Source organism: Parabacteroides distasonis ATCC 8503, from assembly GCF_000012845.1.
GTDB classification, from domain to species: domain Bacteria; phylum Bacteroidota; class Bacteroidia; order Bacteroidales; family Tannerellaceae; genus Parabacteroides; species Parabacteroides distasonis.
Genome location: NC_009615.1, coordinates 117,274 through 138,217 on the forward strand (window position 1 = coordinate 117,274; position 20,944 = coordinate 138,217).

A 20,944-nucleotide genomic window follows, 5' to 3' on the forward strand; every position below is an offset into this window, starting at 1 on the left:
CAGTATAGTTATGGAAAAGAAATTAAAATCATGGCAAGGTTGGTTGCTGTTTGGAGGAACCATGGTCGTTGTTTTTGTTTTGGGTATGATCGCTGCTTCCGTGAACGAGAGACATGCGGAGGTCACTAGCGTAATGAATAATAAGAAGACGGAGATCACAGGAATCGAGGCTCGCAATGATAAGTTCGAATCGAATTATCCACGTGAGTACCAGACTTGGGAGGCTACGGCGGATACGAGTTTCAAGAGTTTATACAATGGAAATCAGGCGGTCGATGTTCTGGAGGCTCGTCCGGAAATGGTGATCCTTTGGGCTGGTTACGCTTTCTCTAAGGATTATTCTACCCCGAGAGGGCATATGCATGCGATCGAGGATATGCGTAACACGTTGCGTGTAGGCGCTCCGATGACAGAGAACGAGGGGCCGCAACCGGCTACTTGCTGGACTTGCAAAAGCCCGGATGTTCCCCGTATGATGCAAGCGATGGGCGTGGATAATTTCTATAAGGGCAAATGGGCTTCTCTGGGTAAAGAGATCGTGAATCCGATCGGTTGCGCCGATTGCCATGAGCCGGAGAATATGAACCTGCATATCAGTCGCCCGGCTTTGATCGAGGCTTTCCAGCGTCAAGGCAAGGACATCACGAAAGCGACTCAACAAGAGATGCGTTCCTTGGTTTGCGCGCAATGCCACGTGGAATATTATTTCAAGGGCGATGGTAAATACTTGACTTTCCCTTGGGATAAAGGTTCTACGGTTGAGGATATGGAGGCTTATTACGATGAGGCCGGTTTCGCCGATTATACGCATAAGCTAAGCCGTGCTCCGATTTTAAAGGCACAGCATCCGGATTATGAGATCTCCCAGATGGGTATCCATGCGCAGCGGGGTGTATCTTGCGCCGATTGCCATATGCCGTATAAGAGCGAGGGGGGCGTGAAATATAGTGACCACCATATCCAAAGCCCGTTGGCTATGATCGACCGTACGTGTCAGGTTTGCCACCGTGAGAGCGAGGAGACTTTACGCAATAATGTGTACGAGCGTCAGAATAAGGCGAACGAGATGCGTAACCGTTTGGAGACCGAGTTGGCGAAAGCGCATGTAGAGGCGAAGTTCGCGTGGGATAAGGGAGCTACCGAGGATCAGATGAAAGATGTATTGAAATTGATCCGTCAGGCACAATGGCGTTGGGATTTCGGCGTGGCTTCTCATGGTGGTGCGTTCCACGCTCCGCAAGAGATTCAAAGGATATTAGGCAATGGATTGGATAAGGCGATGCAGGCTCGTCTGGCTACCGCGAAAGTGTTAGCGAAATTAGGTTATACGGATGATGTTCCGATGCCGGACTTCTCTACGAAAGAAAAGGCTCAGCAATATATCGGTTTGGATATGGCCGCTGAACGTACCGCCAAGGAAAAATTCCTAAATACAATCGTTCCTCAATGGATGAAAGAGGCGCAAGAAAATAATCGTTTAGCGAAGAACATTTGATTATGTGGAAACAACCTTGGGGATATGCTGAAGGCTGGGTCATCTGTGCCGGTTTACTGATTACGGGATTTGGCTTGCAACTGATCACCGGCCCGGTTCAGGCAGGGTTGTTCCAATATCCGGTGAATGTGGCCGGAGGATTGATTTTTCTGTTGGTTCTATGTATAGGGTTTGTTGTTGGCCGGAAAATCACGGTTGTCCAGTGGTTTTCCGGGTTAACGGCGAGCATTACCTCTTTATCGGCTCTTTTGTCAGTTGTGTTGGTTATGGGATTTGTGGGTCCGGGTATCGAGCGGATTACGATGTCGTGGCCTTTTATCCTGCTGTTTCTCTATTTCTTGTTTGTCTTGGGCTTTGTCACATTGAAGCGTATCGTATCGTTTCGCTGGAGGGATGTTCCGTTTATGCTGAACCATGTCGGTTTATTTATCACGCTGCTGGCGGCGATCTTGGGAAACGGGGATTTACGCCGTTTACGGATGACGGTTCCGCTGGAGAATCCTGAGTGGAGGGCTTCGGACGAGAAGAACGAGATGATAGAACTACCGCTTGCCATCGAGCTTCGTTCGTTTACGATTGATGAATATCCTCCTAAGTTAATGCTAATCGACAATACGACCGGAAAAGTGCTTCCTGAAAAGCAACCCGAGAACATATTGGTGGAGGAAATTCCCTTAGCCGGAAACCTGCAAGGCTGGAAGGTTGAGGTTACCCGTTCACTACCGATGGCGGCTTGCGTGATGGGGCAGGATACGATAAACTTCGTGGAATTTCACTCCGAGGGGGCGACCACCGCTTTATACGTAAAAGCACGTAACGAACTTACCGGACGGCAGAAGGAAGGCTGGGTGAGTTGTGGCAGCTATATCTTTCCATACATATCGCTCCAACTGGATGATGCGGTCAGTATGGTGATGCCGGAACGGGAACCGAGACGCTTTGCCTCGGACGTAATGGTCTATACGAAAGATAAACAGACCAAGGAGGCGTGTATCGAGGTGAATAAGCCACTCTCTATTGCCGGATGGAAAATCTACCAATTGAGTTACGACGAGACGAAAGGTAAATGGAGCCGGATGAGTGTATTTGAGTTGGTGAGAGATCCATGGTTGCCGATCATTTATACAGGGATCTTAATGATGATAGCCGGGGCGATCGGATTATTCCTATCCGCTCCTGTAAAAAAAGAATAGTATGGATTGGAGTTACTTTATTTATTTCGCCGCTCCGACGTTATTTTGCTGGATAGGTGGGGCATGGTTGGCTTATCGTCCTTCTTTTTCCAAGGGGGCTGTCGCTTGGACCGTGTTTGGCTTGGCTATATTCTCCGCTTTTATCATAGGGATGTGGATCTCGTTGGAGAGGCCGCCCTTGCGCACGATGGGAGAGACTCGTCTATGGTATTCTTTCTTCTTGCCGGTGGCGGGCGTGATCACTTATGTCCGTTGGCGGTATAAATGGATACTTTCCTTTAGTACATTGTTGGCCTTTGTCTTTATCTGTGTCAATCTGTTTAAGCCGGAGATACATAACAAGACCTTGATGCCCGCTTTGCAAAGCCCGTGGTTCGCTCCGCACGTGATAGTCTATATGTTCTCTTACGCCATGCTGGGCGCCGCTGCCCTTATCGCCATTTACCTGCTGATCCGTGCGAGGAAGAAGGGGATTGACGAGGGGATGATGAGTTTATGCGATAACTTGGTATATGTCGGTATGGCCTTTCTCACGATTGGGATGCTGTTCGGCGCTTTATGGGCCAAGGAGGCGTGGGGGCATTATTGGAATTGGGACCCGAAGGAGACATGGGCGGCTGCCACTTGGTTGGGGTACTTGATTTATATCCATTATCGCCTTCACCACCGCTTGCGTTATTCAGCGGCGTTGGGGCTTTTGGTTTTCTCTTTTCTTTTGCTACAGGTGTGTTGGGTTGGCGTGAATTATCTACCCTCCGCGCAAGGATATAGTGTACATACTTATAATATGGAATAATTAAAATCAGAGGTATATGAAAAAACTAGTTGTTTTAGTAGCGGGCTTGCTCTCCGTGGCCCTTTTCGCGCAAGCGGAAGAAACACAAAATACGAAAGAGAACACGTTCTCGATGAAAGTACAGATACGTCCGAGAGCCGAGTACCGGAACGGGGTCTTATTCCCCCGGCCTAAAGATGCCGAGTCCACCGGGTTTATCAATAACCGTGCCCGCCTTTCTTTGGGGTATGAGCGGGATCGTTTGTCTATCGGTTTGTCCGCGCAACATGTTGGCGTATGGGGGCAGGATCCTCAAATCGATAAGAATGGTCGTTTTATCTTGAATGAGGCGTGGGCGAAACTGGATTTCGGATCGGGTTTCTTCGTTAAGTTAGGTCGCCAGTCGTTGGTATACGATGACGAGCGTATCATGGGTGCGTTGGATTGGAACGTGGCCGGTCGTTATCACGACGCTTTGAAACTGGGCTATGAGAACACGAATAACCAACTGCATTTAATTCTTGCGTTCAACCAGAATGATGAGAAAACGATCGGAGGAACGTATTACGCTCCGGGCGCGCAACCCTATAAAACGATGCAAACCCTTTGGTATAAGCATCTCTTCGACAAGAGTTTTAACGCATCCTTCTTGTTTGTGAACTTAGGGATGGAAGGCGGTGATGCCGAGAAACAAAACTCGGATACAAAATATCTGCAAACCTTAGGAACGAACCTGATCTATACGCCTAGTAACTGGACGATAGGTGGTACTTTCTATTATCAATTCGGCAAGACGAAAAGCGGACGGGATGTTTCCGCTTTTTTATGGGCGGTAAACGCCGCTTATCAAATCGATCCGCAATGGAAGATCGGTGTAGGTAGTGATTATCTGAGTGGCTCGGATGGGGCCGACGGGAAATATAAGGCGTTTGATCCTCTGTACGGAACCCATCATAAGTTTTATGGTGCCATGGATTATTTCTACGCCTCCTCTTTTGTCAACGGATTGAATCCGGGCTTATGGGATAATCAGGTAAATGTCGCCTATAAACCTTCTTCCAAGGTAAACCTGTCTTTAGCCTATCATTATTTCTCCATCACGGGCGACGTATACGAAGGTAATGATAAATTGAGTAAAGGTTTAGGTTCGGAATTGGATTTCCAAGTGGATTGGGTAATCATGAAAGACGTGAAATTATCGGCGGGATATTCTACGATGTTGGGAACGAATACCATGAAGGTCGTGAAGGGTGGAAATCCGTCTCATTGGCAAGATTGGGGTTGGTTATCAATAAATATTAATCCGACTATATTCACGACGAAATGGTAACAGTTCTCAAGGAAAAGGGTATATTTGCAGGAGTAAACCTTTTTTCAAAACAAGATACGATGGATATAACCGATATGTTTAAAATTCCGCTTTTTAAGAATTTTACGCTTAAGATGCGGGAAGAGTTTTTGGATAAACTTGAATATACAGTAGAGGAGCATCCAAAAGGAAAAACTATAATTCATCAAGGGACGACTTGTAACGCCCTTCATGTCTTATTGAAGGGAAAATTGAACGTGGATGTTTTGGACGTATCGGGTAACATCGTGCGCGTGGAGACGATACAGGCTCCACGCACGTTCGCTACGCCTCATATCTTTTCCGAGAAAAACCAGTTCCCCGCTACTTTTACCGTCGATGAGGATGTGGTATTGCTTAAGGGTTCCAAGGAGTCTGTATTTACCTTAATGCATTCTATGCCGTTATTCCTGCATAATTTCCTTTGTGTCAGTACAAGCTGTAATAAATGTACGATGACTCGTTTGAAGGTGCTTTCGTTTCGTGGCATCCGGAACCGCTTTATTTATTACTTATTCGAACATCAGCAAAAGGATTCGAATGTCGTGGAACTAGAACATACCCAAGAGCAGTTAGCGGAGTATTTTGGTGTTACCCGCCCGGCTTTATCGAAGGAAATCGGGAGATTGGTGGATGAGGGATTTATCAGCATTACAAGGAGAAAGGTGACGATTTTAAATAAGACGGCGTTAACATGTATGCTTTAATGCTTTTGGGAAAAAGGTAAAAAGCGTACATTTGTGCCCAAATAAATAACTCCGGTGTATGGGCAAAGTTTTAATTATCGACGACGAGAAGCAGATTTTAGGTTTACTTTCACGCATTATCGGTTTGGAGGGATACGAGGTCTTACAGGCTGCTACTTGTAAGGCGGGGCTGAGGCAGATGGAGCAACATTCGCCAGAGGTGGTATTGTGCGATGTGTTCTTGCCGGATGGTAATGGTGTGGATTTGGTGTCGGACTTAAAGAAACTTCGCCCTCTATCCGAGATCATCCTACTTACCGCGCATGGTAATATTCCGGATGGCGTACAGGCAATCAAGAATGGAGCCTTCGATTATATCACGAAAGGGGATGATAATAATAAGATCATTCCTCTGGTAGCCAAAGCGATGGAGAAAGCTTCTGCCGCTTATCAACAGCAAAAGAAGGAAGCTACGTCCGTCGGGAGGCAATATTCGTTTGATACGATTGTCGGTAAATCACCCGCTATCCAAGCGGCGATAGCGTTGGCTCAGAAAGTCTCGGCTACGGAGGTTCCGGTTCTGTTGACTGGTGAGACCGGTACGGGAAAAGAGGTCTTTGCTCAATCCATCCATCAACATAGTTCCCGGAAAGGGAAGTCTTTTGTCGCTATCAATTGTTCCTCTTTTAGTCGGGATTTATTGGAAAGCGAGATGTTCGGTCATAAAGCGGGGGCTTTTACCGGTGCTTTGAAAGAGACAAAAGGCTTGTTTGAGGAAGCTTCCGGAGGTACGATCTTCTTGGATGAGATCGGGGAAATGGCTTTCGACTTGCAAGCGAAATTGCTCCGTATCCTTGAGACCGGGGAGTTTATCAAGATCGGCGATACGAAACCTACGAAAGTGGATGTACGCATTATTGCCGCTACCAATCGTGACTTAGAGAAAGAGATCGAGCTAGGACATTTCCGGGAAGATCTATTTTATCGGCTTTCCGTTTTCCAGATCCATCTTCCTGCGCTTCGTGAACGGGTCGAGGATATCCCTCTCCATATAAAAGCCTTTGTTTCCGCTTTTTCCTCCAAGATGGGAAAGAATATCCGAACAATTTCGCCCGAATATATAGATGCCCTGAAAAAACGAGCTTGGAAAGGTAACGTACGTGAGTTGCGTAATGCAATTGAGCGTAGCCTGATTATTGCCGATGGAGATACCTTAACCTTGGATGCCCTCCCTTTGAATATGCAAACCTCCTCTGCGGCGAGTACGGAATCTTATAGCGGTTTTGACCTGAGTGGCGTAGAGAAAATGCATATCCAAAAAGTGCTCAAATACACAAAAGGCAATAAAACCGAAACTTCCCGCCTTCTAGGTATAGGCCTCACTACTCTTTATCGGAAGATTGAGGAGTATGGGCTTTAGTCTCATATTCTGCATTTATGTATACCCGAAAGCATCTTGAAGATATGCAAGGAGAAACGGACATTGCTAAATATTTTATCTTTGCTGAACGTAAACTTAATAATAATCGCTTAAAATACATCACCTATGAGTCTGAAGATTAAAACAAAACTAAGATACGGAATCGGGCTGCTGTTTGCCATGATCGTTTTGCTGGGAGGTCTATCGGTAAAGAACATCTCCGATATGTCTGCCGACACAAGGAACATATTGGCCGATAATTATAATTCTTTGCTCTATTCACGCCGGATGCTGGATGCGCTGGAACGAATCGATAGCGATCCTTCGGCTCAAGCAGATTTCGAGAAAAACCTAGGGCTACAGAAAAAGAATATCACGGAGGTCGATGAGAACGTGGCCACCTCACATCTAGTCGCTCAATACGAGCAATTGGCGAAAGAGCGTAATGAGGAGAATATCCGTCGTGTACGTCTCGCCTTAAATCAAGTCATGAGTTTGAATATGGCTTCTATCTACAGGAAAAGCCAAGTGGCGGAGTCTACGTCTCAAAAGGCTTTATTTTGGATTTGGGGGATTGGCCTCTCTTGTATGGTGGTCGCTTTCGCTTTTTTAATACGTTTCCCCCGTTCGATAAATACCCCTATCCGTATGTTGATGGACGGTATCATGGAGATCGCTAACCATAATTACGAGAAACGCTTGGATCTCGCTAAATATGATGAATTCGAGGGGGTCGCGAAATCCTTTAACCGGATGGCGGAACGGCTTACGGAATACCGGAAAAGTACGTTGGCGGATATTATCCAAGGAAAGAAATATATAGAGGCTATCGTGAATAGTATCACGGAGCCAATCATAGGCTTGGATCGGGATCGTAAGATTCTTTTCGCCAATAACGAGGCTTTGACGATCTTGAATCTCAAGCGGGAAAACGTGATCGGAAAGTCTGCCTCGGAATTATCCTTACGGAACGATTTGCTTCGCAGGTTAGTTCGGGAACTGATCCAGCCGAGCGAGAAAAAAGAGCCGCTTAAAATTTACGCAGATAATAAGGAAAGTTATTTTCAAGTGCAATATATACCGATCCGTGTGTCGGAGAATGGCGAGGCGGAGGTGTATGTGGGCGACGTGATCTTATTGAAGAACATCACGGAGTTTAAGGAGTTGGATTCCGCTAAGACCACTTTTATCTCGACGATCTCCCATGAATTGAAAACTCCGATATCGGCGATCATGATGAGCCTGAAATTGTTGGAGGATGCCCGTGTGGGAGCCATGAACGACGAGCAAAAAGCACTGGCGGAAAGTATCAAGGAAAGTAGTAATCGATTACTGGAAATAACCAGTGAGCTATTGAAAATGACGCAGGTGGAGGCTGGCAAGCTACAATTGAATCCGAAAATAACCAAACCGATCGAATTGATCGAGTATGCGATAAAGGCGAACCAAGTGCAAGCTGATCGCTTCAATTGCCATATAGAGGTGGAATACCCGGAGAAGATTTCCAAGCTTTTCGTGGATAGCGAGAAAATCGCATGGGTCTTGACGAATCTATTGTCGAACGCAATTCATTATACCCCGGAGAATGGCCGTATCATAATCGGTGCCCGCCAGCAAGATCATAGCGTGGAGATCTATGTGCAAGATTTCGGTAAGGGTATTGATCCCCGATATCATCAAAGTATATTCGATCGCTATTTCCGTGTGCCGGGAACGAAGGTACAAGGGAGTGGCCTAGGGTTGGCTATCAGTAAAGACTTCGTAGAAGCTCATGGAGGAACTCTTTCTGTTGATAGCGCAGTTGGAAAAGGAAGTACTTTTGTTATAAAATTCAATGTATAAGAGGGTGAAAAAGAGGGTATTAATTACCCTCTTTTATAATATCGCTTCCTCCGGAAGTGGATGTATCCGATCTTGCCGAACCTTTGTAATGTACATCACTACCTCCGCTTGCCGAAGCCTTGATATAATCGGTTACGTGTGTATAAATATCGGAGCCACCACTGGCGGAACATTCCAACTGGTTTAAGATAAGATCATAAGCCTTGATATCGGAGCCACCTGAGGCGGAATATTCGCCGTTCTCCGCTTTTCCCGTAAGCTTGAGATCGCTACCTCCGCTGGCACGGCCTCGTATTATTCGGGTAGTAAGATCGTTGATGATGATATCGCTACCGCTGGTCGCCTCAATTATGCAATTGGATACGTTGATTGGCTGCTCCATTTTCACGTCGCTACCCCTTGTCGCTATAATTTCCAGATCATCTCCGGATAAAGCGCTTCTCAGGACAAAATCCATACAACCGGACATCTTGATTTTTTCCAGCTTCTTGGAAGTGCCCTCTATTTTAAATCGGGTAGGGCTTAATTGTGTACCATTCTCTGTGGAGATTGAAAGTTCTTCGTTTTTTACTTGAACGTTTATATAAGGATATAAGTTCTCGTCGATCGTGATTCGTAAGGACGCTGATTCTCCTTGCGTATATCCGAAAACGTACGACGGATTTCCCCCACGGCTGAATAGGCTGAACCAACTGTCGCTATACCCCATGGCGGTTGAGCCGACTTTTATCGCTGAATAGTCTCTGACGGAGATTTCTTTCGTGATAATATCCCCATTTCCTTTTACTTTCTTCGCCTCGATAGGCATTGCGCAAAAAGCGATCAACGCAAATAAGGCCATCATTCTTGTTCTCATATGAAGTGTAATTAATTTATACTCTTTTCTTATAAGACGAATGGAGTTGAAAAAACGTTACATCTAAAATGAAAAAAAAGAAGCTATCATTGACTTTCTTTGTGATAGCTTCTTTTTCTTACCCTAATAACAGGGAGGTAGATTAATTACTTTTAGGTTTTTCAACCATATGTTCTACTCTGTCTTTGACGTATTCGACTTGATTTTTACCCGTGTCTACCACGTCCTTTACTTTTTTCTTCGCCTTATCTGTAAGACCGTGGAGTTCGTTCTCCAGACATTCGAACTGTCCTTGATCTTCCATCCTGCGAAGTACGTAACCAACAACTACACCTACGGCTAAACCGAATAATACATTTTTCATAACTACTACTTTTTATGAGTTAAAACATTATTTTTTGTAATTATGAAACAGCAAGTCAACCGATAAGGTTGGTGTTTATTTGTTATTTTTCAGTAAATCCCTAATCTCGGTAAGTAATTGGATATCCGCAGGGGGAGCGACCGGAGCTTTCGGGGCTTCTTCCTTCTTCTTGCTTAAAGCATTAACGCCTTTGACAAGTAAAAAGACGGCGAAAGCAATGATTATAAAATCCAGTGTCACTTGTATGAAATTTCCGTAGTTAATGGAGACCGCCGGAGAGATCACCTTGTCTCCCTCCATTACAGCGTGCTTCAAGGTGATTTTTAAATCCGTGAAATTGACGCCACCTACAAGTAAACCTACCGCCGGCATGATCAGATCCGCTACGATAGAAGATACGATCTTTCCAAAGGCACCACCGATAATGATACCTACCGCCATGTCCACTACGTTACCTCGCATGGCGAACTGCTTAAACTCTTGTAATATTTTTTTCATAAAACAACGCTTTTTATATTATAACAACAAAATTAGCCATAAGTTGAATATTTTCAATGCTTATAGCGAAATTTGAAGAAATTATTTTTGATTTTCATGTTTTTGTTTGACCCATTTGAGCATTGATGTGTTATATCCTCTTTCTTTGGCCTTAGTCAATAAAAAGAGAATAGCCTCTTCAGGGAGTGTAGGCGTACGACTAAGTAGCCATAAATAGTCTGAGGTATTACTGCCTACGAGAGCGTATGAGTAATTATCCTCGTCAATTTCCATAATGTTGTACTCGGCGTAGAACCGCATAAAGAAACACACTTTTAATTTACTAGGACACGTAGGATCTGTTATTTTGGCTATATCTTTCGCTCGTTTGAAGGAACCGGAAAAATTACCCCAATATCCGCTGTTAACAACTTCTATATCTCCATTCGGGAGAAATGAGTATTCCACGGTAGCCCCTACGAGATTATGCTCAAAGCGATGATCAAAGCGTGCTATTTCAAACCATTTCCCCATATAGCGGTGTAAATCCAAAGTCTGGACGGTTTCTTTGTTTATAATGTGTTGAGTGCAAGATAAATTACACTGCATTATAAGACAGATGAGGCCTATTAGTTTAAATCGCATAGGTTTTTATTTTTATCTCATAATAAACATAGAGAGCCTCTAAAAAGTTTGAAAACGTTCATATTTTAGGATTTTTATTTTTTCGACAATCTGTGCTTTAACTTTTAATTTGAAATTTCTATCCTGTCTGAAGTGAGAAATTCGTAGTTGTGGCATTTTCGGACGATAGATTTAGATCCACGTTTTTATATGTTTTTTTGTATTGAAAATTTCATAGTTATGATTTTTCCAAATCATAACTATGAAATAAAAAGTCATAACTATGAAATAAATGACTCTTTACAGTGAAAAAAATATATGAAGATGTTTTAATTGTAAATGCTTGTTTGAGAGTTAGTAATCGTCAAGATGTCTAACTTTGCGTGTTTGTTTTCAATTGGAATTTAAAATAGAGAGATATGGATGAGAAAGATTTGGTGGAAGGGATGCGAGAGTATATAAGTCTGTTACAAAAGGAAGGACGGTATTCCTCGGCGAAAAGTTATCAGGATGCGATGAACTCTTTTATACGGTATAGCGGGACGGATCGTATCCCATATACATATATAAATAAGGATACTCTTCGCCGGTACGAGGCTTATTTGTTGGAGAAAGGCTGCATGCGTAATACGGTCTCCACGTATATCCGCCGTTTGCGTTGTATCTATAACAAGGCGGTGGAGAATGGCGAGGCGGCGTTTATCCCCTCTTTATTCAAGGGGGTTTTTACGGGTGTGGAAAGCCAGCGCAAGAAATCCTTGCCTCTGGGGGATTTGAATCGCCTGATGACTGTCCCGGTAAAAGGAGAGAAGTTGAGGAAGACACAGCTGACGCTTTGCTTGATGTTTCAATATGGGGGGATGTCGTTCGTTGATTTCGCCCATTTGAATAGGGGTAATATCAAGAACGGCATATTGGATTACAATCGCCAGAAGACCGGGACCTCTATGCGGTTGGAGGTCTTGGATACGGCGGAGGCTATGTATAAGGAGCTGGCAGGTGAGAGGGGTGGAGGCTCCGGCTATTTATTTCCCTTTTTAAGTGGGACGAAGAACGGCCATGAGGAATATCTCGAGTACAATGCGGCCTTGTCCCGGTTTAACCGGAACTTGAAGACGTTGAAGGAGGTTGCCGGAATAGCCTCGGATGTGACTTCCTACACGATCCGTCATTCTTTTGCCATGGCATTGAAGGAGCAAAATGTCCCCATTGAGATGATCAGCGAGTTATTGGGGCATAAATCCATCAAGACAACCCAGATTTATCTGAGAAGTTTCTCGTTGGAGAAAATGACGGTGGTAAATAAGTCTTGCTTTGAGAATGTATATAATTATATGCCAGAGGTGGGGTGAGGCTACTTGGGGAGTAGCGTTCATTTCACGGTGCAAATGTAGCAAAAAATAGCAAATAACAAGCAATCATTAGTTTTAGTTTGTGCTCCGGCCTTGATTCTCCTTAAATCTTCGTTCTTATTCCTAGTGTATAGACATGGCAATAGAGACGAAATGATCTCGTATTTCCTACATCATCACGTCCCTTCTAAAAAATCGAACATACATTCCTGTAGAGACGGGGCGTGCCCCGTCTCATCCCCTCCAAATGGTAACTTAAAGATACTATCAGACAGTGGGAGACGGGGCACGCCCCGTCTCTACAACCGGGTGATAACCGTTCTCGCACCTTTTAGGCTACTCCCCAAGTAGCCTAAGATTTCAAGAGATGGTAATTTTCAGTAATGCCACATTTAAAAATATAAAGTACTGTTTATCAAGATAATATAAAAGATTCTTGGTAGGGCTCTGAATTGCCGTGGGGTCTGTTTTCGGACCATGGGATAACCACTGGAAAAGATAATCATAGAGATGGATATATTAACAGGCAAGTGCTCGGATAGGTTCATGGCGCATGTTCTGAAGCGACGTGACCAGGAGGCCGTCCGCTGGTACGTGCTCACGCTCCCTACCGCCGGTGGCGGGCGTGACAGGATCAGCCCCTCGAAGGGGCTGGACGCTGAGCTTTCCCGCCGTGAGCGTCGTGGGGAGGCCTTGTTCGAGTATTTCTCCCCCTCGTATGTCGAGGCGAGGAAGGTGGGCGGCAAGATGGTCAACACGAAACGGCCCCTGCTGTACAACTACGTGTTCGTCCACGCCTCGGAGAACGAGATCTTTAGCCTGAAGCGTACGCTTCCCCTGTATAATTTCCTCCCCCGGGTTTCCTCCGGCGGGCGGTCTTATTTCCCGTACCTCTCGGATCGTGAGATGGATACCTTGCGTTGGGTCGCGGCTTCTTACTCCAACGAGCTTCCCGTATACGTGCCAGATAGCGGCCGCTTGTTGAAAGGCGACCGTGTGCGTATCACCTCCGGCCCTTTTACCGACATGGAGGCGGAGGTGGTGGTGCAGCCGGGCGGTGGGCATAAGGACGTGATGGTGCGTATCCTCGACTGTCTGTGGGTCCCCTTGTTCGAGGTGAGAGCTGGGGAGTACGAGTTGATCGAGCTGAACACGGGGGGCAAGCACGTGTATACCCATTTGGACAACGACCGTCTGTCGGAGGGCTTGCACGGGGCCTTGGGCCGTTACCACGCCTCTGGCGTGGTAGTGGATGAGGATGCCCGTCTGGCCCGTGAGGTCCTGCGTGGCTACGCCTCTCTCCGTGGTGAGACCGACGTGATCCGTTGCAAGCTTTACTCTTTGCTCCTTCCAGCCTATCTGCTTTTGGGCGAGTCGGATGAGTTCGATCGTTTGCTCTCCACGATGCGCAGCATGCTCCCGGTGATAAAAGCGCCGCAATCCCGTGCCTTGTTGCTGGTCACGCTGTACGGCTGTACGGACAGCAGCCTCTACCAGCGCATGGCGCACGAGCTGGTTGGCCCTTGGATGGAGGAGGCCTCGCCCAAGAGGAGCAAGTCCGTGTTGATACGTCGTTTACGGGATTACGACCGCTGGTTCGGGCACGGGAACGGCGATGAATAAAAGATATGAGAGAAGAGAGAGAGACATGCGGCGTCCCTTCGGGCATCCGGCTGATGAACCTGTTGCGTGAGCGTTTGACAGAGATCATGGATCGTGAGCGTGCGAACCGAAACTCAATACACCTGTATTGCACGGGTCCCTACTGGGTAGCGTTCGAGCGTTCGGCCTACCAGCTGCATCGTGCGTTCCCGGATAGCGAGACCACTCCGTTGCGCCTGTTCGCCTACCCGTTCCCGATCGTGATGGTGTCCGTTACGGATCGCTCGCTCCGCTCATATACCCGCAAGCATATCTTGAGAAGAGACGGGTCGGATTACAAGCTATTGACCGTCCCCGGGTTTCCCTTGGCGGACTACCGTGAATGGCACGCCGGCGAGGTGGAGGGCTTGCCCCGGTTAAGCGAGAATTAGATAAGGGCAGAAAAGAAACGGTCGGATCCCCCGGATGGCAATGGCCGTCTCTAGCGGCTAGGAGACCCCTTGGCTTTGGCCGATAGGCTGACCCCGCTTTAACATATACCACTCCGGCCGTCCGGTGGTCCGGCCCTTTTATAATTGAGAATTGAAAATTGAGAATTAAAGAGATGATAATAGCGGTAGATTTCGACGGTACGATCGTCGAGCACAAGTATCCGGCGATCGGTCGTGAGCTTCCTTTCGCCATCGAGACGTTGAGGAAATTGCAATCGGATCGGCATAAGCTGATCCTTTGGACGGTCCGTGAGGGCGGGCTCTTGGAGGAGGCGTTGTCCTTCTGCCGTGAGCGTGGCTTGGAGTTCTACGCGGTGAACCGTGACTACCCGGAGGAGGAGAGAGACCGGAACAACCACTTCTCCCGCAAGCTGAAGGCGGACGTTTTCATCGACGACCGCAACCTCGGCGGCCTCCCGGACTGGGGCACGATCTACGAGATGGTGACCAAGGGACTGAGCTATGAGGACTTGACGCGTAAATACGAGTCGGAATACGAGCCGGAGAAACCCAAAGGTTTCCTGTCCCGCCTTTTCCGTTAAGTCCGTGTCATCCGTGTTTAAAGAAATAAAAACGATAACAAAATAATATGAAGATCAAAAGACTACTGTTCCTATTCTCGCTGCCCCTTTTGCTGGCGGCGTGCACGTCCTACAAGAACGTGCCCTACCTCCAGAACCCGGAGGCGGTGAACGATTTCGAGGGGACGCTTCCCCTGTATGACGCCAAGATCATGCCGAAGGACCTGTTGAGCATCACGGTCAACACGACGGACCCTCAGGCGGCGGCCCCGTTCAACCTGACGGTGCAGACCCCGTTGAACGCGGCCCTGACGAACATCAACACGACGACGCAACCCACGTTGCAGCAATACCTCGTGAACAACTCCGGCGAGATCGACTTCCCTGTGATCGGTACGCTGAGGGTCGGCGGCTTGACGAAGAACGAGGCGGAGAGCCTGATCCGTGAGAGATTGAGGCCTTACTTGAAGGAGGCGCCCATCGTGACGGTGCGCATGGCGAACTACAAGATCTCGGTCTTGGGCGAGGTGGCCCGTCCGGGCAGCTTCACGATCGGGAACGAGAAGGTGAACGTTCTGGAGGCGTTGGCGATGGCCGGCGACATGACGATCTACGGCGTACGTGACAACGTGAAGCTGATCCGCGAGGACGAGAGCGGGAAGCGCAAGATCATCAACCTTGACCTGAACAACGCCGGAATCGTGACCTCCCCGTATTATTATTTGAAACAGAACGACATCCTTTATGTCACGCCGAACGAGACGAAGGCGAAGAACTCCGATATCGGTAACAGCACGACGTTGTGGGTGAGCTCGATCTCGATCTTGGTCTCGATCGCCGGCCTGTTGGTGAACATACTTAAATAATTGAAAATAGAGAATTGAGAATTGAAAATTTAGAGAGATGGTGGACGATGGTATAAATACAAGCAATAATAATAATAACAATCCGGAGGGGGAGGATCGTGAGATCAATCTTTACGCCGTGTTTTTCAAGTATATGGTTTATTGGCCTTGGTTCGTGGCGAGCGTGCTGGCCTGTTGTATCGGCATGTACGTGTTCCTGCGTTACCAGACGCCGGTGTATAACGTCACGTCGTCGGTGCTGATCAAGGAGGACGAGAAGAAGGGGGCTAACGCCGCCAGCGGCCTTGCCGCCATACAGGACCTCGGCATGCTCTCGATGACGAGCAACTTCGACAACGAGGTCGAGATCCTGAGGTCCCGCACGTTGATCAAGAAGGTGGTGAGTGACATGGGCCTATATATCGACATGGAGGAGTCGAACGCCTTGGGCTTCAACCCCCCGTTATACAAGAACTCCCCCGTTAACGTGTTCATCACCCCCGAGGAGGCGGACCGTCTGGTGGCCCCCGTCGAGCTGCGCATGCGCTACACGAAGGAGGGTCAGCTAACGGTGAGAGCGGAGTACAAGATCGACAAGGAGGGTGACGAGGAGACGATGGAGCAGGGCTTCGACAGGCTCCCCGCCATATTGCCCACCCCCGTGGGGGTTTTCAGTTTCACGGGCATGGATTCCATACCCGAGTTGGAGGGCGGGGAGATCGAGCTGGTGGCCCACGTCCATACGCCCACGTCCACTGCCGAGGCTTACGGCAAGGAGTTGAGCGTGACACCCTCGTCCAAGACGACGACGATCGCCAAGGTATCCTTGAGGAACACGGTGAGGCGACGAGGCGTGGACTTCATCAATCGCTTGGTGTCGTTCTACAACCAGGACGCCAACGACGAGAAGAACGAGGTGGCGCAGAAGACGGCTGAGTTCATCGAGGAGCGCATCGGCATCATCAACGGCGAGCTGGGCACTACGGAGAGCGAGCTCGCTGCCTTCAAGCAACGCTCCGGCCTGACGAATTTGACGAGCGACGCCCAGATGGCTTTGCAGGAAAGCTCGAGGTATGAGCAACAACGTACGGAGAACGCCACGCAGATCAACTTGGTGCAGTATCTCCGCAATTATATCGACGATCCTGCGAACATGGACGAGGTGATCCCTGCCAACGTGGGCCTGCGGGATCAAAACCTCACCTCTGTCATCGACCAGTACAACACGATGATCATCGAGCGCAAGCGCCTGTTGCGCACCTCTTCGGACAGCAACCCGGCCATCATCAACATGAACGCCGGCATCGAGGCTATGCGCCGCAACGTGAGGACGACGGTGAACAGTGTCTTGAAGGGTCTCCAGATCGCCAAGGCGGACATCGACCGTCAGGCGAGCAAGTTCGAGAGCCGCATCAGCGACGCCCCGAGGCAGGAGAAGGAGTTCATGACGATCTCCCGCCAGCAGGAGATCAAGGCCACGTTGTACGTCATGCTGTTGCAGAAGCGTGAGGAGAACGCCATCACGCTGGCAGCCACGGCAAACAACGGCCGCATCATCGAGGAGCCGCTCGCCGATGAGCGTCCTGTCGCCCCGAAGAGGATGGTTTTCATGCTTGCGGCGTTGATCTTGGGCCTGGCGATCCCGGTGGGCATTGTCTACCTTCATGACCTGTTGAAATACAAGATCGAGAACCGTGAGGACGTCGAGGCGATCACGGGCGTGGCTATCTTGGCGGAGCTCCCGTTGGTCAAGAAGACGGGTGAGGGCTCGATCGTGGTGCGTGAGAACAAGAACGACCTGATGGAGGAGATGTTCCGGGGGTTGCGCACGAACCTCTTGTTCATGCTAGGCAAGGACGAGCGTGTGATCCTTTTCAGCTCCACGCAACCGGGCGAGGGCAAGTCTTTCGTCGCTGGCAACTTGGCGGTGAGCTTGGCTTACTTGGGCAAGAGGGTGGTGGTGGTCGGCATGGACATCCGCAAGCCGGGCCTGAACAAGGTGTTCAATATCTCCCGTAAGATGGAGGGCATCACGAACTACCTTAGCGACCCGGATCACGTGGAGTTGTTCGACATGGTCCAGCGATCCGATATCAGCCCTAACCTCGATATCCTCCCGGGCGGTCCTATCCCCCCGAACCCGACGGAGCTGGTCGCCCGTGACGTGCTGGAGAGGGCTATCGCCCGGTTGAAGGAACGGTACGACTATGTCATCTTGGATACGGCCCCTATCGGCATGGTTACGGACACGGCGATCATCGGCCGTGTGGCCGACATGTGCGTGTACGTCTGCCGTGCGGACGTGACACCGAAGGCCGGTTTCAGCTACATCAACGTGTTGCGGCGTGAGCGAAAGTTCCCGAAGCTCGCGACGGTGATCAATGGCTTGGACATGACGAAGCGCAAGAACAGCTACGGTTATGGTTACGGCAAGAAATACGGCTACGGCAAGAAATACGGCTACGGCAAGGGATACGGTTATGGCTACGGCTATGGCTATGGTTTCGAGGCATCCTCAAGAAAATAGTAGTACTGTACCCTTTATAACTAATCATAAAAATAACAATTTTCGGACGTTTACTATATATATCATGATGCTAAACCTAGGTAATTTTATAGCGGACAACGTAACTCATCGTGCGGAAAGTATGTTTGCCGCCGATATTGAGAATAATAGAGAGACTCTTTCAAAAGAGATTGAAGGAAAAAGTCTTTTAGTGATAGGAGGAGCTGGGTCTATCGGTTCATCTTTTATAAAAGCGATGCTCCCTTTCAAGCCATCCAAATTGGTGGTGGTAGATTTGAATGAGAATGGACTGGCAGAACTTACCCGCGATCTCCGCAGCACTGAAGGAATGTATGTCCCGGAAGAATATAGAGCTTATACGTTGAGTTTTGCCGATCCTATCTTTGAGCGTATTTTCCGTGAGGAGAAGGGATTTGACATTGTCGCAAATTTCTCGGCCCACAAGCATGTGCGCAGCGAGAAGGACAAATATAGCGTGCAAGCACTCATTGAGAACAATGATATAAAAGCAAAACGCTTTCTTGATCTTCTCTCCGTTTACCCTCCCAAGCATTTCTTTTGTGTCTCGACTGACAAGGCCGCAAACCCTGTGAACATCATGGGAGCGAGTAAACGGATTATGGAAGATATGATAATGGCCTATACCTCGAGGTTTAAGGTCACTACCGCCCGTTTTGCGAATGTCGCTTTTTCGAATGGCTCATTGCCCAATGGATGGATACACCGTGTCATGAAGAAACAGCCTCTTGCAGCTCCGAATGACGTGAAGCGTTATTTCGTCTCGCCAGAGGAATCCGGCCAGATTTGTATGTTAGCCTGTGTCCTTGGCCGTAATGGTGAGATCTTTTTCCCGAAACTGGGGGAGGAGCAGATGCTAACTTTCTCTTCCATATGCGATAAGTATGTCGAGTCAATGGGATGTCAAAAGAAAGTCTTTTCTTCGGATGAAGAAGCAAAACACTTTGCTGCGGATATGCCATTCGACAATAAGGAATATCCTGTCGTTTATTTTGGCTCGGATACGACCGGTGAAAAGGCATACGAGGAATTCTATGTCCCGGGCGAGAGATTGAACATGGATCGCTTTAGTAGCCTTGGAGTTATAGAGGAGGTACAAAAACGGCCGTTGAAGGAGATCGATGCGTTCTTCGTTGAATTGGAATCCATCTTCGCCAGTCCCTCTTTCACGAAAGAGGAGGTCGTGAAGGCTATCCAACGTTTCATCCCTCATTTCGAACATGAGGAGAAGGGGAAAAATCTGGATCAAAAAATGTAAGGAATCAAGATATGTCTGATTATGCGAGAGTCGTGGACTTTATCCACGAGATGTATGGCAGCTTGGAGTTCGTTCCCTTGAGTGTGCCTAAGTTCATAGGTAATGAGAAGAAATACCTGAACGAATGTATTGATACGACATTTGTCTCAAGCGTTGGCAAATTCGTAGACCGTTTCGAGGAGGAGATGGCCCGTTATACAGGGGCTAAGAAAGCGGTGGTCTGTGTCAGTGGAACGAACGCTCTCCATATGTCTTTGCTTCTTGTCGGGGTTGAGCGGGATGACGAGGTGCTTACCCAAGCCTTGACCTTCGTCGCTACTTGTAATGCGCTTAGCTATATCGGCGCTCACCCTGTTTTTATTGACGTGGATCGGGAGACGATGGGACTTTCTCCCCAAGCGTTGCGAGTTTGGTTAGAGAAGAACGCAAAGTTAAAGAATGGTGTTTGTCATAACAAGCGTACGGGCAGACGGGTGAAAGCATGTGTTCCTATGCATACTTTCGGACATCCGGTTAAGCTGGATGAGTTGGTGGATGTTTGCCGGGAGTGGCATATAGAACTGGTGGAAGATGCGGCGGAAAGTATCGGAAGCCTTTATAAGGGACGACATACCGGTATCTTCGGTAAGGTTGGGGCCATTAGTTTCAACGGGAACAAGACCATTACGACCGGAGGCGGTGGGATGATGTTATTCCAAGACGAGGAAATGGGTAAGCTGGCCAAGCACATCACGACTCAGGCAAAGGTTCCTCACCGCTGGGAGTTCTGTCATGATCATATAGGTTATAACTATCGTATGCCAAACATCAATGCGGCTCTTGGTTGTGCCCAGTTGGAGCATTTGGATGAGTTTGTGGCCAGCAAGCGGAAAGTGGCTCAGGAATATGCGGACTTCTTTAAGGATATACCGGATATTGATTTCTTCGAGGAGCCGGAGGATAGTTATTCCAATTATTGGTTGAATGTGGTCATCCTGAGAGATAAGAAGGCGCAACTTGAATTTTTGGAATATACCAACGACCATGGAATCATGACACGTCCCATTTGGGAATTGATGAACCGCTTGCCGATGTTTGAGAAATGCGAGAATGATGGATTGGAGAACACCATCTGGTTTGCGGATCGGGTAGTGAATATACCAAGTAGTGTGAGATTGTAAAGATGCATAATCAAAAAGAAAACGTATTGGTCTTATAGACCAATTTGAGGATATTGTTTTTTAATATTCAAAAGAACAGTTTGAAGAATG

General features: G+C 47.9%; 19 protein-coding genes. 15 read left to right on the top strand and 4 right to left on the bottom strand.

The window, feature by feature from the left end; genetic code table 11:
- Positions 1-10 precede the first annotated feature (10 nt).
- From nrfA to BDI_RS00570, 7 genes are all read left to right on the top strand, one after another.
- The gene (gene nrfA / locus BDI_RS00540) at positions 11-1,495 is read left to right on the top strand and encodes an ammonia-forming cytochrome c nitrite reductase (RefSeq protein WP_011965891.1); all 1,485 of its coding nucleotides are present in this window, start codon (positions 11-13) and stop codon (positions 1,493-1,495) included.
- A gap of 2 nt (positions 1,496-1,497) precedes the next feature.
- Positions 1,498-2,688 carry a cytochrome c biogenesis protein ResB gene (locus BDI_RS00545; RefSeq protein ID WP_011965892.1) on the top strand — a complete coding sequence of 397 codons (1,191 nt, stop codon included), beginning with the start codon at positions 1,498-1,500 and terminating at the stop codon, positions 2,686-2,688.
- 1 nt (position 2,689) lies between these two features.
- Positions 2,690-3,484 (top strand): cytochrome c biogenesis protein CcsA, encoded by a 795-nt coding sequence (gene ccsA, locus BDI_RS00550; protein WP_011965893.1) that lies wholly within the window; start codon positions 2,690-2,692, stop codon positions 3,482-3,484.
- Positions 3,485-3,500: 16 nt separating this feature from the next.
- Complete coding sequence (locus tag BDI_RS00555; protein WP_011965894.1) at positions 3,501-4,793, top strand: alginate export family protein; 1,293 nt, start codon at positions 3,501-3,503, stop codon at positions 4,791-4,793.
- 59 nt (positions 4,794-4,852) lie between these two features.
- On the top strand, positions 4,853-5,518 hold the full coding sequence (locus BDI_RS00560; protein WP_005855320.1) for a Crp/Fnr family transcriptional regulator: 666 nt from the start codon (positions 4,853-4,855) through the stop codon (positions 5,516-5,518).
- 58 nt (positions 5,519-5,576) lie between these two features.
- Positions 5,577-6,917, top strand: a complete 1,341-nt coding sequence (locus tag BDI_RS00565; protein WP_011965895.1) for a sigma-54-dependent transcriptional regulator — start codon at positions 5,577-5,579, stop codon at positions 6,915-6,917.
- Between the two features lie 126 nt (positions 6,918-7,043).
- Positions 7,044-8,759: a sensor histidine kinase gene (locus BDI_RS00570; protein WP_011965896.1), complete on the top strand. Its 1,716-nt coding sequence runs from the start codon at positions 7,044-7,046 to the stop codon at positions 8,757-8,759.
- A gap of 19 nt (positions 8,760-8,778) precedes the next feature.
- Here BDI_RS00570 and BDI_RS00575 read toward each other — a convergent pair whose 3' ends face one another.
- The 4 genes from BDI_RS00575 to BDI_RS00590 form a co-directional block, all read right to left on the bottom strand.
- Positions 8,779-9,615: a head GIN domain-containing protein gene (locus tag BDI_RS00575; RefSeq protein ID WP_005855325.1), complete on the bottom strand. Its 837-nt coding sequence runs from the start codon at positions 9,613-9,615 to the stop codon at positions 8,779-8,781.
- A gap of 142 nt (positions 9,616-9,757) precedes the next feature.
- Positions 9,758-9,979 carry a hypothetical protein gene (locus BDI_RS00580; RefSeq protein WP_005855327.1) on the bottom strand — a complete coding sequence of 74 codons (222 nt, stop codon included), beginning with the start codon at positions 9,977-9,979 and terminating at the stop codon, positions 9,758-9,760.
- Positions 9,980-10,054: 75 nt separating this feature from the next.
- Positions 10,055-10,477, bottom strand: coding sequence for a large-conductance mechanosensitive channel protein MscL (mscL, locus tag BDI_RS00585; RefSeq protein ID WP_005855329.1), 423 nt, complete (start codon positions 10,475-10,477; stop codon positions 10,055-10,057).
- An 81-nt stretch (positions 10,478-10,558) separates the two neighbouring features.
- A complete protein-coding gene (locus tag BDI_RS00590) occupies positions 10,559-11,101 on the bottom strand; it encodes a lipocalin family protein (protein ID WP_011965897.1) in 543 nt (180 codons plus the stop codon).
- 398 nt (positions 11,102-11,499) lie between these two features.
- Here BDI_RS00590 and BDI_RS00595 point away from each other — a divergent pair, with 398 nt between their 5' ends.
- The 8 genes from BDI_RS00595 to BDI_RS00630 all read left to right on the top strand — a co-directional run bounded on the left by BDI_RS00595 (position 11,500) and on the right by BDI_RS00630 (position 20,854).
- Entirely contained in the window at positions 11,500-12,432 is a 933-nt protein-coding gene (locus BDI_RS00595; RefSeq protein ID WP_009276318.1) for a tyrosine-type recombinase/integrase, read from the top strand.
- Between the two features lie 510 nt (positions 12,433-12,942).
- Positions 12,943-14,055, top strand: a complete 1,113-nt coding sequence (nusG, locus tag BDI_RS00600) for a transcription termination/antitermination protein NusG (protein ID WP_011965899.1) — start codon at positions 12,943-12,945, stop codon at positions 14,053-14,055.
- A gap of 5 nt (positions 14,056-14,060) precedes the next feature.
- Complete coding sequence (locus BDI_RS00605) at positions 14,061-14,465, top strand: hypothetical protein (RefSeq protein ID WP_005857929.1); 405 nt, start codon at positions 14,061-14,063, stop codon at positions 14,463-14,465.
- A gap of 173 nt (positions 14,466-14,638) precedes the next feature.
- Positions 14,639-15,067: a BT0820 family HAD-type phosphatase gene (locus tag BDI_RS00610; protein ID WP_005863166.1), complete on the top strand. Its 429-nt coding sequence runs from the start codon at positions 14,639-14,641 to the stop codon at positions 15,065-15,067.
- 47 nt (positions 15,068-15,114) lie between these two features.
- The gene (locus tag BDI_RS00615; protein ID WP_011965900.1) at positions 15,115-15,912 is read left to right on the top strand and encodes a polysaccharide biosynthesis/export family protein; all 798 of its coding nucleotides are present in this window, start codon (positions 15,115-15,117) and stop codon (positions 15,910-15,912) included.
- Positions 15,913-15,949: 37 nt separating this feature from the next.
- Entirely contained in the window at positions 15,950-18,418 is a 2,469-nt protein-coding gene (locus tag BDI_RS00620) for a GumC family protein (RefSeq protein WP_011965901.1), read from the top strand.
- 67 nt (positions 18,419-18,485) lie between these two features.
- The gene (locus BDI_RS00625; protein ID WP_041525641.1) at positions 18,486-19,694 is read left to right on the top strand and encodes a polysaccharide biosynthesis protein; all 1,209 of its coding nucleotides are present in this window, start codon (positions 18,486-18,488) and stop codon (positions 19,692-19,694) included.
- A gap of 11 nt (positions 19,695-19,705) precedes the next feature.
- A complete protein-coding gene (locus tag BDI_RS00630) occupies positions 19,706-20,854 on the top strand; it encodes a LegC family aminotransferase (RefSeq protein WP_011965903.1) in 1,149 nt (382 codons plus the stop codon).
- The last annotated feature ends 90 nt before the right edge of the window (positions 20,855-20,944 follow it).

What these genes read in the sequence shown, in the direction of transcription:
- nrfA (WP_011965891.1), top strand. Translation starts at nt 11, where the DNA reads ATGGAAAAGAAATTAAAATCATGGCAAGGTTGGTTGCTGTTTGGAGGA.
- BDI_RS00545 (WP_011965892.1), top strand. Translation starts at nt 1,498, where the DNA reads ATGTGGAAACAACCTTGGGGATATGCTGAAGGCTGGGTCATCTGTGCC.
- ccsA (WP_011965893.1), top strand. Translation starts at nt 2,690, where the DNA reads ATGGATTGGAGTTACTTTATTTATTTCGCCGCTCCGACGTTATTTTGC.
- BDI_RS00555 (WP_011965894.1), top strand. Translation starts at nt 3,501, where the DNA reads ATGAAAAAACTAGTTGTTTTAGTAGCGGGCTTGCTCTCCGTGGCCCTT.
- BDI_RS00560 (WP_005855320.1), top strand. Translation starts at nt 4,853, where the DNA reads ATGGATATAACCGATATGTTTAAAATTCCGCTTTTTAAGAATTTTACG.
- BDI_RS00565 (WP_011965895.1), top strand. Translation starts at nt 5,577, where the DNA reads ATGGGCAAAGTTTTAATTATCGACGACGAGAAGCAGATTTTAGGTTTA.
- BDI_RS00570 (WP_011965896.1), top strand. Translation starts at nt 7,044, where the DNA reads ATGAGTCTGAAGATTAAAACAAAACTAAGATACGGAATCGGGCTGCTG.
- BDI_RS00575 (WP_005855325.1), bottom strand. Translation starts at nt 9,615, where the DNA reads ATGAGAACAAGAATGATGGCCTTATTTGCGTTGATCGCTTTTTGCGCA.
- BDI_RS00580 (WP_005855327.1), bottom strand. Translation starts at nt 9,979, where the DNA reads ATGAAAAATGTATTATTCGGTTTAGCCGTAGGTGTAGTTGTTGGTTAC.
- mscL (WP_005855329.1), bottom strand. Translation starts at nt 10,477, where the DNA reads ATGAAAAAAATATTACAAGAGTTTAAGCAGTTCGCCATGCGAGGTAAC.
- BDI_RS00590 (WP_011965897.1), bottom strand. Translation starts at nt 11,101, where the DNA reads ATGCGATTTAAACTAATAGGCCTCATCTGTCTTATAATGCAGTGTAAT.
- BDI_RS00595 (WP_009276318.1), top strand. Translation starts at nt 11,500, where the DNA reads ATGGATGAGAAAGATTTGGTGGAAGGGATGCGAGAGTATATAAGTCTG.
- nusG (WP_011965899.1), top strand. Translation starts at nt 12,943, where the DNA reads ATGGATATATTAACAGGCAAGTGCTCGGATAGGTTCATGGCGCATGTT.
- BDI_RS00605 (WP_005857929.1), top strand. Translation starts at nt 14,061, where the DNA reads ATGAGAGAAGAGAGAGAGACATGCGGCGTCCCTTCGGGCATCCGGCTG.
- BDI_RS00610 (WP_005863166.1), top strand. Translation starts at nt 14,639, where the DNA reads ATGATAATAGCGGTAGATTTCGACGGTACGATCGTCGAGCACAAGTAT.
- BDI_RS00615 (WP_011965900.1), top strand. Translation starts at nt 15,115, where the DNA reads ATGAAGATCAAAAGACTACTGTTCCTATTCTCGCTGCCCCTTTTGCTG.
- BDI_RS00620 (WP_011965901.1), top strand. Translation starts at nt 15,950, where the DNA reads ATGGTGGACGATGGTATAAATACAAGCAATAATAATAATAACAATCCG.
- BDI_RS00625 (WP_041525641.1), top strand. Translation starts at nt 18,486, where the DNA reads ATGCTAAACCTAGGTAATTTTATAGCGGACAACGTAACTCATCGTGCG.
- BDI_RS00630 (WP_011965903.1), top strand. Translation starts at nt 19,706, where the DNA reads ATGTCTGATTATGCGAGAGTCGTGGACTTTATCCACGAGATGTATGGC.